Source organism: Methanocalculus natronophilus (genome assembly GCF_038751955.1).
In the GTDB taxonomy this organism is placed as follows: domain Archaea; phylum Halobacteriota; class Methanomicrobia; order Methanomicrobiales; family Methanocorpusculaceae; genus Methanocalculus; species Methanocalculus natronophilus.
In genome coordinates, this window is the sequence record NZ_JBCEXH010000001.1 from 18,300 (window position 1) to 34,598 (window position 16,299).

The following is a 16,299-nucleotide window of genomic DNA, read 5'->3' on the forward strand; positions in this document are numbered from 1 at the left end:
CATACGTTGCAGCTGGTACATACACTGTCAGCCTGACGGTAACAAATCCAGATGGGTCTGATACCGAGACGAAAGTGGATTATATCATCGTGAGTGAACCGGGAGCACCACCAGTTGCAGATTTCGCCGGCTCACCAACATCCGGCACACGGCCGCTTGAAGTAACCTTTACTGATCTCTCAACCGGCGTGATAGACTCATGGAGCTGGGACTTTGGGGACGGAAATACATCGACAGCCCAGAATCCGACCCATACATACGTTGCAGCTGGTACATACACTGTCAGCCTGACGGTAACAAATCCAGATGGATCTGATACAGAGACGAAAGTGGATTATATCACCGTGAGTGAACTACCAGAAGTTGGAAGTATTGAGTATCAAAGCCACACGACCAACTCAATTACATTCCTTGTAAGAGATGTAAATGGCAACCCGTATGACGGAACAGTTCCGGGAGCAATCTCGCTTCGTGAGCGTCCAGGGAGTGCGCTTATCGATCAGGCAGTTGTCACCCAGGCAGATGTGGTATGGAATCCAAATATCAATAGTGATGGTATCGCAACCATAACATACAACAACCTTATTGTTCAAGGAACAGGAACCATAGATGTTGAACCAATCATTATTGAGTCAACTGATGAAATGATGGAAATCATATTAAAAATTGGACTGCAGCGAACCCAGAACTGGATCCAGGATGTGGATGTAATTTGATGCTGATCATTATCGTGATCAAAAACGCATAACTTATGAGAACAAAGTGGAGCCCTCTTCCTATAAAAATTATAATAATATATATGAAAAGATCATCTGGAGGCGATTAGAGTAAAGAGAAGGGATCAGGATGCAGTCACCCCCGCAATCAGCGTCATGTTACTCGTCCTCCTTACCGCAATTATCGCTATCATCATGTATGCCTTCATCTACGGCATCCCCGGCGGGCTTGAGAAGTCGGCGTATGTTGCAGCCGAGGCTGATGTTGTTGAGATCAACGGAACAGAGTATGTTGCCATTCAGCACCGGGGCGGCGACGAGGTCTTCCTGAACGGATCAGGCGCCGCCCGGGGCATCCCAATCGATATCAGGACGACCGCGGCCGGGGGTGGGCCGGTGCTGGCGGGAGCGGATTATCCCGTCACCTGGAAGGCGGGGCAGGTTCTCTATCTCTATAATACCCCAAGTGGTCCGAAGATAACGATTGATCGGTTAACCGCAGCAGAGGGAACAGGTTTTCCTGCAGGGGAGCTTGAGCTTGTCATCATCGACTCGAATGCCGAGGTACGGGTATTTGGATCCATCCTTGCCATGGCAGGCAGTGGGCCGGGGCCGGATGATCCACCAGTTGCAGGCTTCACCGCCGATCCAAATTCAGGAAAAGCACCCCTTACAGTCCAGTTCACTGACACCTCGACCGGCGTGATCGATTCATGGAGCTGGGACTTTGGGGACGGAAGCCCGGAATCACCAGCAGAAAACCCGTCACATACCTTCGCTGATCCGGGGACGTATACTGTCACGCTCACGGTTACAAACAGTGGCGGGTCAGACACTTTCTCAGAAAATATCGAAGTATGGGAGGACGGCGACGGGTTCACGGTCGAGGCATGGGTGAAGTGGAATAAGAATCCAGCTCCCATTGCGAATGATGAGCGATGGGCTACCATCGTTATAGACGGAAACAGCGACAGCAACCGCCGATATCACCTTCTGCATAAACATGACAATTCCAGATTTGAGATCGCCATCAGAACACCGGATTCAACCGGGGTGGGGGATTATATCGAGTCAAACACCCAACCTTTGATAAATGTCTGGTACTACCTGACTGGTGTGTACAACCAGGAGACAGGAAGCCTGATCATCTATGTAGATGCCAATGCAGAGAGAAGCATGGGGGTCAGTACTGCAGGACTTATCCCATCACCGACTCTGTACCAGGTTGGAGGGCCGGGTGGCATTACCTTTGGTGGAAACCAGAACCAGAGAAAATTCGACGGCGAGATCCGTGGCCTCAACACATACGAGCGGGCGTTAAGCCCGGCCGAAATACAGGCACAGTATAACGCAGGCCTCCCCCCGGCATAATATGAAAAGGTGAGGAGGAAGACGAAATGATAAGGGAAGATTCAGAAAGTGCAGTCACCCCCGCAATAAGCGTCATGCTGCTCGTGCTCCTCACCGCAATCATCGCGATCATCATGTATGCCTTCATCTACGGAATCCCCGGCGGGCTTGAGAAGTCGGCATTCATCGCAGCCGAGGCAGGCGTCCTTGAGATCAATGGTACAGAGTATGTTGCCATTCAGCACCGGGGCGGCGACGAGGTCTTCCTGAACGGATCGGGCGCCGCCCGTGGCATCCCAATCGATATCAGGACGACGGTTGCCGGGGGCGGGCCGGTGCTGGCGGGAGCAGACTATCCCGTCACCTGGAAGGCCGGGCAGGTTCTCTATCTCTATAATACCCCGAGTGGTCCGAAGATAACAATCGACAGGTTAACCGCGGCAGAGGGAACCGGTTTTCCTGCGGGTGATCTTGAGCTTGTCATCATCGACACGAATGCCGAGGTACGGGTATTTGGATCCACCCTTGCCATGGCAGGAAGCGGGCCGGGGCCAGATGAACCACCAGTTGCAGGCTTTACCGCCGATCCAAATTCAGGAACAGCACCCCTTACCATCCAGTTCACGGATACCTCGACCGGCGTGATCGATTCATGGAACTGGGACTTTGGGGACGGGAGCCCGGAATCACCAGCAGAGAACCCGTCACATACCTTCGCTGATCCGGGGACGTATACTGTCACGCTCACGGTGTCGAACAGTGGAGGATCAGACGATTTCTCAAGGGAGATTGTGGTTGCACCTGAAATTGCAGGATTCACGGTAGAGGCATGGGTAAAGTGGAATCGGGATCCCGCTCCCCCGGATGGATCACATAACCATGCAACCATAGTTGTTGATGGGACAAATAATGACAATAGTCCCTATCACCTCCAACACAACTCCGATAATTCCTTATTTGAGATAGCTATCAATACAGATCAGCAAAGGCGTTTCAGATGGTCAACCACTTCTCCGGTGGAAGGTAGCTGGTACCATGTGGTTGGAGTATACAATCAGGATAATGAATGGTTGCGTATCTTTGTTAATGGTGGAACTCATGAGAACTCAATTTCTCAACAGGGTACGATTATCGACTCGCCTGGAAAGTACCAGGTAGGTGGGCCGGAGGGGGTAACCTTCTTTACCGATAATCAACGAAAATTCGACGGCGAGATCCGTGGCCTCAACACATACGAACGGGCATTCACACAAGCCGAGATCCAGGCGAGATTTAATGCTGGCCTGCCCCCATCCTGAAATAATACAAGAACAATGAGGAGAGGATGGAGATGTCCAGAAGAGAGCCGGATAATGCAGTCACCCCCGCAATCAGCGTCATGCTGCTCGTCCTCCTCACCGCAATTATCGCGATCATCATGTATGCCTTCATCTACGGCATCCCCGGCGGGCTTGAGAAGTCGGCATTCATCGCAGCCGAGGCTGGTGTGGATGAGATCAACGGAACAGAGTTTCTCACCATCAGCCACCGGGGCGGCGACGAGGTCTTCCTGAATGGATCAGGCGCCGCCCGTGGCATCCCAATCGATATCAGGACGACGGCAGCCGGGGGCGGACCGGTGCTGGCGGGAGCGGATTATCCCGTCACCTGGAAGGCGGGGCAGGTTCTCTATCTCTATAATACCCCAAGTGGTCCGAAGATAACGATTGACAGGTTAACCGCAGCAGAGGGCACCGGCTTCCCTGCGGGTGATCTTGAGCTTGTCATCATCGACACGAATGCCGAGGTACGGGTATTTGGATCCACCTTTGCAATCTCCGGCAATGGACAGGGGTCAACCTTCCATATGCTGACACTGGAGGCAGAACCGGTTCAGGGAGGCAGTGTGGCGGGTGAAGGAAATTATTCACATGGTGCTGGGATCCCAGTCATTGCCACACAAAAAGAGGGCTACAGATTTGTTAAGTGGACAGAAGCAGGTGAGGAGATCAGTATTGATTCCAACTTCACCTATACCATGCCGGACAGAGACGTGAGCCTTATTGCATTTTTTGAACCAGGACCCATACCTGTGACGTATTCAGCCTTCTGGCCACTTGATGAAGGGACAGGAGCCATTGCCTCCGACAGAGCCGGATCCTATGACGGGAGTATCATCAATCCGAACTGGATCGAATGTCAGGATCGTGGCTATCTCCTCTTTGATGGCAGCACATCATACGTCAATATTGAGGGGAACCCAAACCTAAAGCCAGTCTCCGCAGTCAGCTTTGAGGCTTGGGTCTATCCAACAGAGTATAAAACTGCCAAGGTCATCCAGATGAGAGACTGGGATGGCCATGGACTGGATCTCAATCTCTGGAAGGGTTGGCAGGGCGGGGTAAACCATGGACCAGGCGCTAAGACAACAATCGATTGGGCGCCTTCAGATGCCAACAGGCGGCCGGATCTCTTCACATGGTACCATCTGGCACTCGTCTATGACAATGCCACATTGAAACTATATGTGGATGGTGTCCTGGAGAAGAGTCAGCCACTCACCGGAGCCCTCCATATATGGTCGTTCAATCCTCCGATCCGGATTGGATCAGAAGGAGGGGATGGGCATAAGTTCTTCAAAGGCAGCATCGCCAATGTCGGGTATTCAACAGATGCATTTACCGCTGCTGAGATTGCAGCCCAGGCCGCCACTCCTCCCGGTGGCTGTCCGCCTGAGGTACACTTTACCGCAGTACCTGCTCATGGACAGATACCACTCACGGTCTCTTTCACCGATACCTCAACACGAATGCCATATGCGTGGAGCTGGGACTTTGGGGACGGGAATACATCAGCCGAACAGAATCCTGTGCATACCTATGAGAGCGCAGGTACATACACCGTCACGCTGCAGGCGACAAATATCTTTGGAACTGCAAGCCGTACACAAGAGGATCTTATCCATGCAGAGGGTGTTATTGAACCAGGGAATCTACTCATCAACCCGGCGTTCTCTGGGACTCTGGGAGAGAGACCTGATAGCTGGCAGGGAACAAGCAGGATAACATCAGAAGCAGTCAATGGAAACAACATAGTGATGGACATATCAGATGGTGGCGGGTTTCTGAGGCAGTCTGTAGACGGCATAGAGACCGATAAAGCATATACGCTCTCCTTTTATGCAAAGAAGAATGGAACGATTAATAGTGGCTGGTCTCAACTGGCGTTTTACGATGATAAGGATAAGTACATTGATGCCTGTGTTATAGTACATAATTTTGACGAAGTAATACAAGATGACTGGCAAATATTTGAAGGAACGTGTCACACTATACCTGCCAATACCGGCTCCATCCGGGTTGAGATAATACGAGGCCTAGGTACTACCGGCACCGATGCCCTCTTCATTCACTCGCCTGTGTTGGTAGCGGGTTAAGAAGAACCAGGAAGAATTCCCCCTCCGCGAAGTGCCTGGCTGGTATACCGGGTATAGGCGTTGTGGTGTGATGCACAACAATAACGTCTATAAACAATGACGCAGATAAAATGAGGAAGCGCGATAATAGTCTAGCGGTAGGACAGGGGCTTCCCAAGCCTCTAGCCCGGGTTCGAATCCCGGTTATCGCACTTGGAGTTTTCTTTTTTTAAAGGAATAAACTCATAAGCCATGCATCCTTTATCCAGAATATAATTAATTAATCATCCAAACCAGCAATGCCGCTACAATATAATGCCAGTTCTCTATACCAACAACCAGGTTCGTTGCGCCCATGCTCGTTGCATCCTGTTGTACCCGGTATGCACCCGGTATACACCCCTGAACCACAACCGGCTGCCGGAATTGATGCGTATCTTCCGATAGCATTTTCTGCCTGTTTGATATAACCTTTTTACCAGCAGAAGAGATCATGACTGACAGTGAATTGCAGAGGAATACAATTGATTGATACAAGAGCATCCCGGTAGCTCCAGAGAATACAAAACGATGTCCCCTTCCTCGAGTTACGCAATAAGCATCATCACGGAGAATAAAAAAGGCGTTCTCCGGGATATTGCAACAGTTCTTGCCAATTATAATGTGAATATCCTCACCATACAGCAGGAGATTATGAAGAGAGGCCCGGATGCAGGTCTTGCATGGGTCGATCTTGAGATTGAGGTGGATGATAACTTCGGATCAATCATTGCTGCGCTGACCACGCTTCCCAATGTCCTTGAGGTTGAGACCCACGAAACCTTCTCAAAGATCTTCGGCCAGCGGGTCATCATCATCGGCGGCGGCGCCCAGGTTGCGCAGGTTGCAATGGGTGCAGTCAATGAAGCAGACCGCCATAATATCCGGGGCGAGCGGATCTCAGTCGATACCATCCCGCTTGTCGGGGAGGATACACTGGCACTTGCTGTTGATGCCGTGACCCGGCTCCCGCGTGCCTCTATCCTGGTGCTTGCAGGCTCGATCATGGGAGGAAAGATCAGTGCTGCGGTGCTAAATGTAAAAGCAGAAGGAATACCGGTAATCGCCCTGAAAATGGCAGGAAGCGTGACAAAGCATGCCGATCTCGTCGTGACTGATCCCATCCAGGCAGGGGTGTTTGCTGTGATGCATGTCTCTGAAAAGGCAATTTTTGATATTGAACGTGTAAAAGGCCGTGAATTCTAAAAATCAGGCAATTGTGAATGAAAATGATGGAAAATAGTATACAGCGTGCAGTGGATGTCCTTCGCCGTGACGGACTGATCGTCTACCCGACAGAGACGGTATATGGACTTGGAGGAGATGCCTTCTCAGATATTGCAATTGATCGTGTCTATGAGGCAAAGAGCAGGCTCCGGGGCAAGCCAATCTCAATTGCAGTCTCTGATATGGAGATGCTCGCATGCGTTGCCTATGTTGATGATGCCGCAGAACAGTTCATCAACCGCTTCCTTCCGGGTCCGGTAACTGTCATACTCAGGGCAAAACAGTGTCTTCCTGCAGAACTGACCGGCGGAACCGGGATGATCGGCATCCGCTGGCCTGACCATGAGATTGCACTTGCCATTGTCCGGGAACTGGATGCCCCGATCACCGCGACAAGCGCCAATATATCCGGCGATATATCACCACGGACAATATCGGAAGTGAATGTCCGCCATGATTTTTTTGTCGACGGTGGAGAACTCCCGGGCACACCAAGCACCGTCGTCGATCTCCAGGCAAAAGAGATTGTCCGTCCGGGTTCAGAGCTTGACGAGATCGTTGATTTCCTCTTAAAAATGGACTGAGATGGAATGGAGAGACCTATCCGGCTTCGAGACTTTCTCATTGATCATGCAGGGGCAATCTATGCCGTCTCTGTCTATGATAATGATGAGCGAACAGGCTGTATCCTGCGGTACCTGCCTGATACGGGTGGAGAGAGAACCGGACCCCGCGGGATTCGGTACCGGAAGATCGAGTTTGATGAGGCATATGCCTGGATACAAAAACAGCACCCTGAATGGGCAGACACAGTCCATCGGATTCCGCACTCTGAGATCGCAACTGTCCTGAAGCCTGAAGAAGAGATGTCCAGGATTCTGCCGGAAAATCCCCGTCTCCGGAGCCTGATGAGCCTCTTTGATCTCCCCAAGAGAAGTTTCGGCGTGACCGGGTCCCTCCTCTGCGGACTTGAGAACGACGCCTCAGACATTGACCTTGTTGTGTATGGGGAGCACTGGTTTTCAGCACAGAGACAGCTTGCGGATGCAGTTGCAAAAGGGCTGATCCCTCGGATGAGTGAGGGGATGTGGGAGAAGGTCTACCGGAAACGGGTTCCAGAGATCTCCTTTGATGATTTTGTTGCCCATGAATCCAGGAAATTTAACCGGGGCGAGTATGAAGGGACATACTTTGACCTCCTCTTCTCACGTGGCTACGACCAGCTGAATGCTGTTTCCATCCGCAAAGGCGAGGGTATCGGACGGGATGTGATCGAAGCCAGGGTGACTGATGCATCGCTTGCCTTTGACAACCCCTCAGTCTATGCCATCGATCACGACGAGATCAGCCATGTCCTCAGTTTTACGCACACCTATGCCGGCCAGGCGCTTGAAGGAGAGGTGATCGAGGCAGCAGGGGTTGTTGAGGAGCACGGAGACACAAACATTCTGATCGTCGGCACAACCCGTGAGGCCCGGGGAGAATATATCATCTCAAGGACGCTCCTTGACCGATGATTCACATCTTAGGTTAATTTTCAAAAAAAAAAGTCGACGTCCATTCAAACCATTTCTCTTCAGGTCTTTTTGAAGAACCGGTCAAAGAGCGAGGGGGGATCACGCCTTGTCCGGGCTATGCAGTTCTCATGCTTTGGACAGCGTTCACAGGGTGCATCCGGGGGTTTACGCGGCGTTTCACCCCGGTATATTGCCGCGGCTTTCTTCAGTGCATCAAGGAGCACGCGGCGATCCGTTGCAGTCGGGGTAACTGTCCGCACAACACCGGATGGGATATAGACGATTCTGACACCTGACTGTCGCGGCTGCGGCTTTAGAAACCCGGCTGATACTGGCTCAGCCGGGGATGCAAGCGCCTGGATCTCCTGCATCTCTTCTGCTGCGAGCAGGTATGCCGCTGCCCGGATCCGATCCTGGCGCCAGACCCCGTATGTCGGGGCACGGGTGGCACGGAGGATGCCGATGACGGGATCCCGATCAAATACCCAGTCAATCCGTCCTGATATGCCATACTTTTTGTTTGCAACGGCTATATCAACTGCAACAGGCACATCCAGGGATGCGTCGCCGCCTTCCCAGGCAGTAATGCATTCATCAAGATAGACCCGCATCATAGCAGGGATATCCGGCCTGACCAGCCTGATCTCTTCCCATATCGCTTCGTTCTCAAGCCCGAAATCACTGAAACCCTCAGGATCATCACAGAATTGAGAGCAGCCATCCAGGTGGTAGCCGATCTGTTTAGATATCGTATACTCAAATGGCTCAGCAACCGCCTCGTTTCGCTCAAGGTAGACCCTGACCGGGCAGACCGAGACCCGGACAAGTGTTGAAACCGGGATATACCGGGGGTCGGCTGCACCCGGAGTAGCGTGCCGGGTATTGTGATCAGATCTGGTATAGGGCTTAGAACCGCTACCAGCTTCCTGGGTTGCATCCTGATCAAATCTGGTTAAAGGATCGCCTCTGGTATCTGGCTCTGGTGTTTTTCCGGGCAGAGACATGCGTAAGAACATTTTTCACTTCTCTTAGCTAATAGATTTGCATGGCTTCCAAGGAAATAACCGTGAATGTCCCACAGGATCTTGACCCCGTCTACAGCAATATGATCCAGATCGCCTTCAGGGACGATGAGTTCACCTTCCTCTTCCTCCACCAGATACCAAATATCAACCAGGCAAAGGCCAAGTCTATTGTAACGATCAGCCCAAAGCATGCAAAGAAGTTTCTCGGGGTTCTTCAGCAGAGTATTGCCGAGTTTGAGGCAAAGTTCGGCACAATCGAGGCGCCAAAAGAGCAGCAGGCCACAGACACCGTCACGATGCGGGGCTACTCGTAAACGATGGAATGAGCCGGGAAAAGCCACCAGGGCTTTCGAAGGAGAATAGAAAGACGTTGAAAGGAGCAGAACCTTTTTTAGCTTTTCAAAGCCAATACTATTGTCGCGTATTATAGCGTATTGTCGCGTAGTATCGCAGTGCCGCCGTGGCTTAGCCCGGTATAGCGGCTGATTCGTAATCAGCAGGTCGAGGGTTCAACTCCCTCCGGCGGCTCTCTTTTAAGGACGTTAAATTACGATTCAGGCATACATTACCCGATAATCGGATACATTGAACCTGAGATGTCATTCTAAATGAAACCGTGTACGAAGAGCCATAAGCTGGGATATTCCGGCTTTTATCATATTCTGGCGGATGGCGTATCCATTCACCACACACTGATCCACCAGACTCCATCACCTTTATCATCTAAGTTGACTACAAAGTAGTATACTTATGTCTCAACAAATCTTCGTCGACCGGAATGATGAGCTCCGGTTCCTTCTTGATCGATACCATTCACAGAACCCGGAGTGCATAATCATCTATGGCAGGCGGCGTGTCGGGAAGACAACTCTCCTCGCCCAATTCTTAAAGAAGGCAAGAGGCTTCTACTTCCTTGCCTCCGAGGAGGGAACAGCCCTGAATATTTCTGATTTTGCGCACTATGCAGGAGAATACCTCCAGGATCCTGATTTTGAGCGGGGAAGCTATCCGGATTGGAAAGCAGTTTTTCAGGCGCTCATTTCCCACCGGAGATTCGCACCATCTGATGGAGGAAAAGTTGTGATTGTGATCGATGAGTTTCCGTACCTAATCGGACGGGACAAGGCAACTCCATCAATCTTCCAGAAGATATGGGATCAGATACTCGCCCATGAGCCGGTGATGCTTATCATCTCAGGATCATCAGTGAGCGCAATGGAAAGTGAAGTACTGGCATATACAAGCCCCCTGTACGGCAGAAGAACAGGCCAGTGGCAGGTTGAGCCGCTCCCCTACCCCTACCTCAGGGAGATCCTCCCCTATACTGAACATGACCTGATTCTGACATGGTGCATCCTTGGAGGAATACCGGCATATCTCAGATTATTCAACCCGGATCTCTCCTTCTGGGAGAATGTGGAGGAGCAGATCCTGACAAAGGGTGCATACCTGTATTCTGAGGCAGAACTCCTTATGCACTATGAGTTCCGGGAAGCTGGCAACTATATCTCGATTCTTCGCGCCCTTGTCTCCGGACATACGACACTATCAGCAATCTGCCAGGCAACAGGCCTTGATAAAGGGATGGTATCCAAATATCTTGCAATACTCTCACGTATGAAGCTCATCCTTGATGAGGCGCCGATCACCGCACATGCGGGGTTCAGGAGACGGCATTACCGGTTGCGCGACCCGTATCTCACATTCTGGTTCCGCTTTGTGTATCCAAGGCGGGCAGAGACTGAAACCGGCAAGGTGGAGGCGGTTCTCCATTCGATTCAGGACTCAATCGCTCCATATTGTGGAGAGATGTTTGAGATACTTATTGAAGATCTGGTACGGAGAGGAATCCTGTTTCCGGATACGCCATACTCACGCCTGGGGCGATGGTGGCAGAATGAGATAGAGATTGATATAGTCGGGCTCGATGAGCGGACAGGCTCCGCCCTTTTCTGCGAATGCAAATGGTCTGAAATCGGCATGCGGGATGCACGATCCATCATGGCAGCTCAGAGGGAGAAGGCAGAACACGTGCGATGGAGAAACGGCGAGCGGAAAGAACGCTATGCACTGATCGCCAGAGAGATTCACGGGAAAGAACAGCTCAGGAATGAGGGGTACCACGTCATTGATCTCCAGGATATCACCCTGCTTTCAGAGAGATTTCTGGCAGATAAAGGAAAGTGACTCAGCCAGATGATGTATATGTGCACATCAAACCCAATGCATCATGAAAACCCCTGCGAATGAAAAGAGCGATTGCGAAAACAGAACATGCGGTATCGCATCCTCACAATCACAAGCAGATGTACATTCTCGAAGATATCCTGGCCCATAACCAGCTCATCGTCTTTTGCGGATCTGCCGCCAGCAGGAAATCAGCAGAGAGGGGATGCTACTATTGCGGCCCCGGCAATAAATTCTGGCCGCAGTTCTCCCGGATAACCGGCAGAGAGAACGTAATGCCCGCCTCCATTGATGATTGCAGGATTGTGTTGGAATACGGAATAGGGCTTACGGATCTGAATAAGACTGAGTCGGGATCCGACAGATCCCTGACAAAAGCAAAATACGAAACAGATAATTGCATTCAGAAGATGCTGGAGTACAAACCCCGTTTCATCGTTTTTAATGGGAAGGAGGCCGCCAGGCACGCCTTGAAGAAAAGGGATGTACGCTATGGATTACAAACTATAATGATTGGAGAGAGTGCTGTATTCGTTGCTCCATCAACCTCCGGACTCGCAGCAAAAGACTGGAAGACACACGGCGAAGAGTACTGGAACAGGATAGGAGGGATCTATACAGAGATAAAGGCAAGGGAGGGTCAGGAAAGAAAGAGTCAAAATTACTGATGATGTCCAGGAATGGTGAGCAAAGCAGGTAGAAGTCAGGTGATACCGGGAAGACGGGATTACCACTGCAGATGCGGTCTCCATGGCAGGATAGTTTTATTGGTGAAGAATTAGTATCTCTTTGATTACCCGGCAACGTACCTGACCATGATTACAAGTAGTGTGATCGGGGAAGCCAGGTTCGGGAACCCGGAATTGGAGAGAGGAGAGAGAGAAGAGAAGATCGGAAGCAACCATCAAGAGCATGCCATGAACAACACCAATGATTGGAACAGGGGTGATCCAACGCGTGGAGACATCAGCCAGACTGGCAGCCAGAATACCAGCCAAAAATATAACAACAGAAATGACAGCAGCACAAACGACAGCACCAGTGAGAACAGTGAGAACAGCAATAACCCCTCCGGCTACATCTTTGTGAAAAGCCTGAGTTTCAAAGGCATCTGGTCATCACCGCGTGGAGTCGCCGTGCATGCCGACGGGACGCTCTATGTCGCCGACCTCTCCAACCATATAATAAGGAAATTTGACTCTTCCGGGACGCTGGTTGCGGAATTTGGATCCTGGGGCACAGGAGAGGGGCAGTTCTGGAAACCCCGGGGACTCGCCATAGATCACAATGGCGACATATATGTTGCTGATAGCAGAAACAACCGCATCCAGAAGTTTGATTCCCACGGCACATTCATCGGCACCTGGGGGGCATGGGGACCAGAGATGGGAGAATTTGAGTGGCCCCTTGGTGTTGCAGTAGACAGGTACGGGTATGTCTATGTCATAGACAGCGGCAACAACCGGATCCAGAAATTCGATAGTGCAGGCACATTCATCATAGAATGGAGGATAGACGACTCGCTCACCTTCTCAGGCGATACCGAGGCCCGCCTCCCCCAGGGTATCGCTGTTGACAGAAAAGGAAATGTCTTTGTGGCTGACACCGGCCATGCCTGCATCCGCCAGTTCGACGATGTAGGCAACCTGATATCCACCTGGGGACGCGAGGGGCAGGCAGAGGGAGAGTTTAGCCAGCCCGGCGGCATCTCTGTGGATTGCGATGGTAATCTCTATGTCGCAGATACCGGAAACGCCCGTATCCAGAAATTCAGCAGCAATGGCACATTCATCACCATGTGGGGCCGATACGGCTCAGGTGAGCGGGAGTTCAAAAAACCATACGATGTCACGCTGGACAGAAACGGCACCGTCTATGTAGCAGATTCAGAAAACCACCGCATCCAGATCTTTGCAGGCAGCAGATCAGAACGGGTTATGTCAGATACATCTATCAGTACTGGATTAAAACAGGAGGAACAGCTGCAACCGGCAGCAGGCAGGACGACAGGTACCATACCGTCTGCCCCTGAAGGAAAGCCGGCTTCTTCGGCAGAAAACCCGGCTGCCCCGGCAGAACGAGAGATCCCCCCCTTCAGGTTCACCAGGAGTGCAAAGATCAGGGAGGCGGGTGGCGATGCAGCGAATGCGACCGCCGGTTGGGAATTGTCGGGGAAGAGATCAGAGACAGAAACCAGCATACATGAGGAAGAGTCCATGAAGAAGACGCAGCCTGGTGAGTGTATAGGCACCTGGGGAATCCAGGGAACAGGGAAAGGCGAGTTTAAAGCACCCTTCAGCATATCCATTGATGCGGATCAGTTGATCTATGTCGCAGATTCATGGAACAACCGGATCCAGAAATTTGATGAAAACGGGAATATCATTGCCACATGGGGACACTGGGGGACAGAAGATGGCCAGTTCCAGAACCCTGAAGGGGTGGCTGCCGATACGAGAGGCAACGTCTTTGTTGCAGATACAGACAATAACCGGATCCAGAAGTTCGATACAAACGGGAAATTCATCACACAATGGGGTTTGTTTGGCTCCAGCACCGGAAGATTCAATTCTCCACTCGGTATCGCAACAGATAGTTCGGGTTTTGTCTATGTGGTGGAATACTGGAATAACCGGGTGCAGAAGTTCGCAACCGATGGCAGATTCATCGAAAAACTGGGATCATTTGGATCGGGTGACGGCCAGTTCATCTACCCCCGGGGAATAGCCATTGACACAGAAGGAAACATCTATGTCGCCGATATCGGCAACCACAGGATACAGAAGTTTTCTCACGCCGGTGCATTTCTCCTGCAGTGGGGATCTGAGGGCACAAATGACGGTGAATTCAAAAAACCCGAGGGCGTTGCTGTTGATTCAAAGGGCTATGTCTACGTGGCAGATACAGACAACCACAGGATCCAGGTATTTGACAAGAACGGCCGCTTCATCACAAAATGGGGGGAGAAAGGCACACGTGAGGGTTATTTCAGCAGGCCACATGATCTGGCAATAGATGGACGGGGAAATGTATATGTTGTCGATACCGAGAACCACCGGATACAGAAGTTCTCTCCTGTTCTAGTCAGCCAGGAAGAAGGATCAGCAGTCGAAGAAGAGAGAGAAAACCTGGTTCAACCAGAAGAGCCGGCCGCCAGGGTAGCAGGAGCGGGAGACGCAGCATCTGGGATCGCTTCTTTGAAAGACGTTGAAGCAGCCTTTGAAACAGCATTTGGGGCAGAAAAGGAGAAGCCTGTTGCAGACTTTACGGCCACACCCTTTGCGGGAAGTGCCCCGCTCGCTGTCAGGTTCTCTGACAGATCCAAGGGCAGCCCCAGATCATGGTTCTGGGAATTTGGCGACGGCTCCACTTCTGAAGAGCAGAATCCTCAAAGGACATACGAAACCCCTGGGATATACCCGGTCTCCCTGACTGTGACAAATCCGGATGGCAGAGACACCCGGACAAAAGAGGAGGCAATAACCGTCACCGAGGCCCCACAAGTACCGTTTACAGATGTATCCAGGGATGCTGAAACCGATGCAGACACTGATGCAGACATTGATGCTGCTCTCGAGATCGAACCAGATGCAGCCCAAGAGGCCACAGGAGATGCCGGTGCTGTTCACAAAAGAGCCACAGCATTTCCGGAATCCGGACCCGCCGCACCTTCCACCAGCAGAGAGGAAGCACCCGCAGCTGAGGTTTTGCTCCCTGATGAAGAGGCACCGGAACAGCCCGGGATACCGCAGCAGGTAATCGAAGAAGAGATGCCAGTTCCAGGTGAGCTGCCGCCGCCTGTACCAGACGAGACTCCTGCAGCAGGAGAGGGCCCGGAGGAGCTGGCTGAAGAGCAAATACCTGATGACGTGGAGGAAGTGGAAGAGCTGATCCTGGAGCCTTCAGAAGAGCTGCTGCTGGATGAATACCTCAAGGAACCGGATATATACGATACACGACAGCCAGTACAACAGATCCCGGGGCACGAGAAAGGGGTCGCTGATGAGCTGCCAGTACCGGATGAGGCTCCCCGGGCAGGAGAGATGCCAGAGGAGCTGGCAGAGGAGACACCAGAAGAGCCACAGGCAGATATACCGGCTTTTGACCACCTGCCAGAAGAGTTGGTGGAGGAGCTCCCTGAAGAGCAGAGAATCGAACAAGCGATAGAGCCAACTGAAGAGCAGAACAAAGAGCCAGTGGACGGGGCCCTGCCTGATGAAAGCTATACAGCTCCTGACGCTCCGGGCACCCCGGGGGAGGAGCCATTACCCGGCGTCCCATCCCGTTCTCTCTATATCGGGACAGTGGCAGTCTCTATCGACTACCTCATCAGGCATCCGGAAGAGGGAGCAGCGTGTGTCAACAGGCTTGTCTCTGAAGAGAAGGTACCAATGGAGGAGCTTGTGTATACACTCAATGATGAGCTGCTCAGCTCCTCAACCAATCAGCCTGTTCCAGTGGAAGAGAAGAAGAAGAGAATTCTGGCCGTTCAAAGCTTTATTGATGCAGATGGCATCACGCATACCATCAGGCAGCAACAGTTTGCAGCAGCCGCCATACAGGTTGGAGCACTCGGCTTCTGCCAGATCAGAATCTCCCATGTTCACGAACTCCCGGGTGCCACGCATTTCAGGATACAGGCAAGTCCCCATCTCCAGGCAATCGGCAGCAGTGATCCGGTCACATTTGTGGGAACAGGTACACAAAGCCTTGAGATAACCGATGTATCCGGATCTCTTTTTGCAACAGGAACATTTGAGATACCTGCTGCCTATGGAATCCATGAAATGACAATTATTTTGGAGAAAATCATGGAGAGGGGTGCAGACGAGCAGTGAGCAGAG

General features: G+C 51.6%; 13 protein-coding genes and 2 tRNA genes. 13 read left to right on the forward strand and 2 right to left on the reverse strand.

Features of this window, described 5'->3' with window-relative positions:
* The 5 genes from ABCO64_RS00100 to ABCO64_RS00120 all read left to right on the forward strand — a co-directional run.
* A partial coding sequence (locus ABCO64_RS00100) for a PKD domain-containing protein (RefSeq protein ID WP_343089159.1) occupies positions 1-716 on the forward strand: 716 nt, incomplete at its 5' end.
* Between the two features lie 105 nt (positions 717-821).
* Positions 822-2,087 (forward strand): PKD domain-containing protein, encoded by a 1,266-nt coding sequence (locus tag ABCO64_RS00105; RefSeq protein ID WP_292615662.1) that lies wholly within the window; start codon positions 822-824, stop codon positions 2,085-2,087.
* Between the two features lie 26 nt (positions 2,088-2,113).
* Positions 2,114-3,364, forward strand: coding sequence for a PKD domain-containing protein (locus tag ABCO64_RS00110; protein ID WP_253458285.1), 1,251 nt, complete (start codon positions 2,114-2,116; stop codon positions 3,362-3,364).
* Positions 3,365-3,396: 32 nt separating this feature from the next.
* A complete protein-coding gene (locus ABCO64_RS00115) occupies positions 3,397-5,481 on the forward strand; it encodes a LamG-like jellyroll fold domain-containing protein (protein ID WP_253458287.1) in 2,085 nt (694 codons plus the stop codon).
* A 120-nt stretch (positions 5,482-5,601) separates the two neighbouring features.
* Positions 5,602-5,672 (forward strand) — tRNA-Gly (locus ABCO64_RS00120).
* Positions 5,673-5,736: 64 nt separating this feature from the next.
* On the opposite strand, the gene ABCO64_RS00125 is transcribed toward ABCO64_RS00120, so the two are convergent.
* A complete protein-coding gene (locus ABCO64_RS00125; protein WP_253458289.1) occupies positions 5,737-5,910 on the reverse strand; it encodes a hypothetical protein in 174 nt (57 codons plus the stop codon).
* A 120-nt stretch (positions 5,911-6,030) separates the two neighbouring features.
* Here ABCO64_RS00125 and ABCO64_RS00130 point away from each other — a divergent pair, with 120 nt between their 5' ends.
* The 3 genes from ABCO64_RS00130 to ABCO64_RS00140 are packed head-to-tail and all read left to right on the forward strand — an operon-like array spanning position 6,031 to position 8,243.
* Positions 6,031-6,705, forward strand: coding sequence for a DUF5612 domain-containing protein (locus ABCO64_RS00130; protein ID WP_253458291.1), 675 nt, complete (start codon positions 6,031-6,033; stop codon positions 6,703-6,705).
* 26 nt (positions 6,706-6,731) lie between these two features.
* Positions 6,732-7,310 carry an L-threonylcarbamoyladenylate synthase gene (locus ABCO64_RS00135; protein WP_371922858.1) on the forward strand — a complete coding sequence of 193 codons (579 nt, stop codon included), beginning with the start codon at positions 6,732-6,734 and terminating at the stop codon, positions 7,308-7,310.
* A gap of 6 nt (positions 7,311-7,316) precedes the next feature.
* Positions 7,317-8,243 (forward strand): DNA polymerase subunit beta, encoded by a 927-nt coding sequence (locus ABCO64_RS00140; RefSeq protein WP_253458297.1) that lies wholly within the window; start codon positions 7,317-7,319, stop codon positions 8,241-8,243.
* A 59-nt stretch (positions 8,244-8,302) separates the two neighbouring features.
* Here the strand turns inward: ABCO64_RS00140 and ABCO64_RS00145 are convergent, their stop codons facing one another.
* Complete coding sequence (locus ABCO64_RS00145; protein ID WP_253458299.1) at positions 8,303-9,247, reverse strand: hypothetical protein; 945 nt, start codon at positions 9,245-9,247, stop codon at positions 8,303-8,305.
* Positions 9,248-9,288: 41 nt separating this feature from the next.
* Here ABCO64_RS00145 and ABCO64_RS00150 point away from each other — a divergent pair, with 41 nt between their 5' ends.
* From ABCO64_RS00150 to ABCO64_RS00170, 5 genes are all read left to right on the forward strand, one after another.
* Complete coding sequence (locus ABCO64_RS00150; protein WP_253458302.1) at positions 9,289-9,582, forward strand: DUF3467 domain-containing protein; 294 nt, start codon at positions 9,289-9,291, stop codon at positions 9,580-9,582.
* Positions 9,583-9,722: 140 nt separating this feature from the next.
* A tRNA-Thr gene (locus ABCO64_RS00155) sits at positions 9,723-9,796 on the forward strand.
* 222 nt (positions 9,797-10,018) lie between these two features.
* Positions 10,019-11,455, forward strand: coding sequence for an ATP-binding protein (locus ABCO64_RS00160; protein ID WP_253458305.1), 1,437 nt, complete (start codon positions 10,019-10,021; stop codon positions 11,453-11,455).
* 119 nt (positions 11,456-11,574) lie between these two features.
* Positions 11,575-12,123 carry a mismatch-specific DNA-glycosylase gene (locus ABCO64_RS00165; RefSeq protein ID WP_253458308.1) on the forward strand — a complete coding sequence of 183 codons (549 nt, stop codon included), beginning with the start codon at positions 11,575-11,577 and terminating at the stop codon, positions 12,121-12,123.
* 147 nt (positions 12,124-12,270) lie between these two features.
* Positions 12,271-16,293 (forward strand): SMP-30/gluconolactonase/LRE family protein, encoded by a 4,023-nt coding sequence (locus ABCO64_RS00170; RefSeq protein ID WP_253458310.1) that lies wholly within the window; start codon positions 12,271-12,273, stop codon positions 16,291-16,293.
* Positions 16,294-16,299 lie beyond the last annotated feature (6 nt).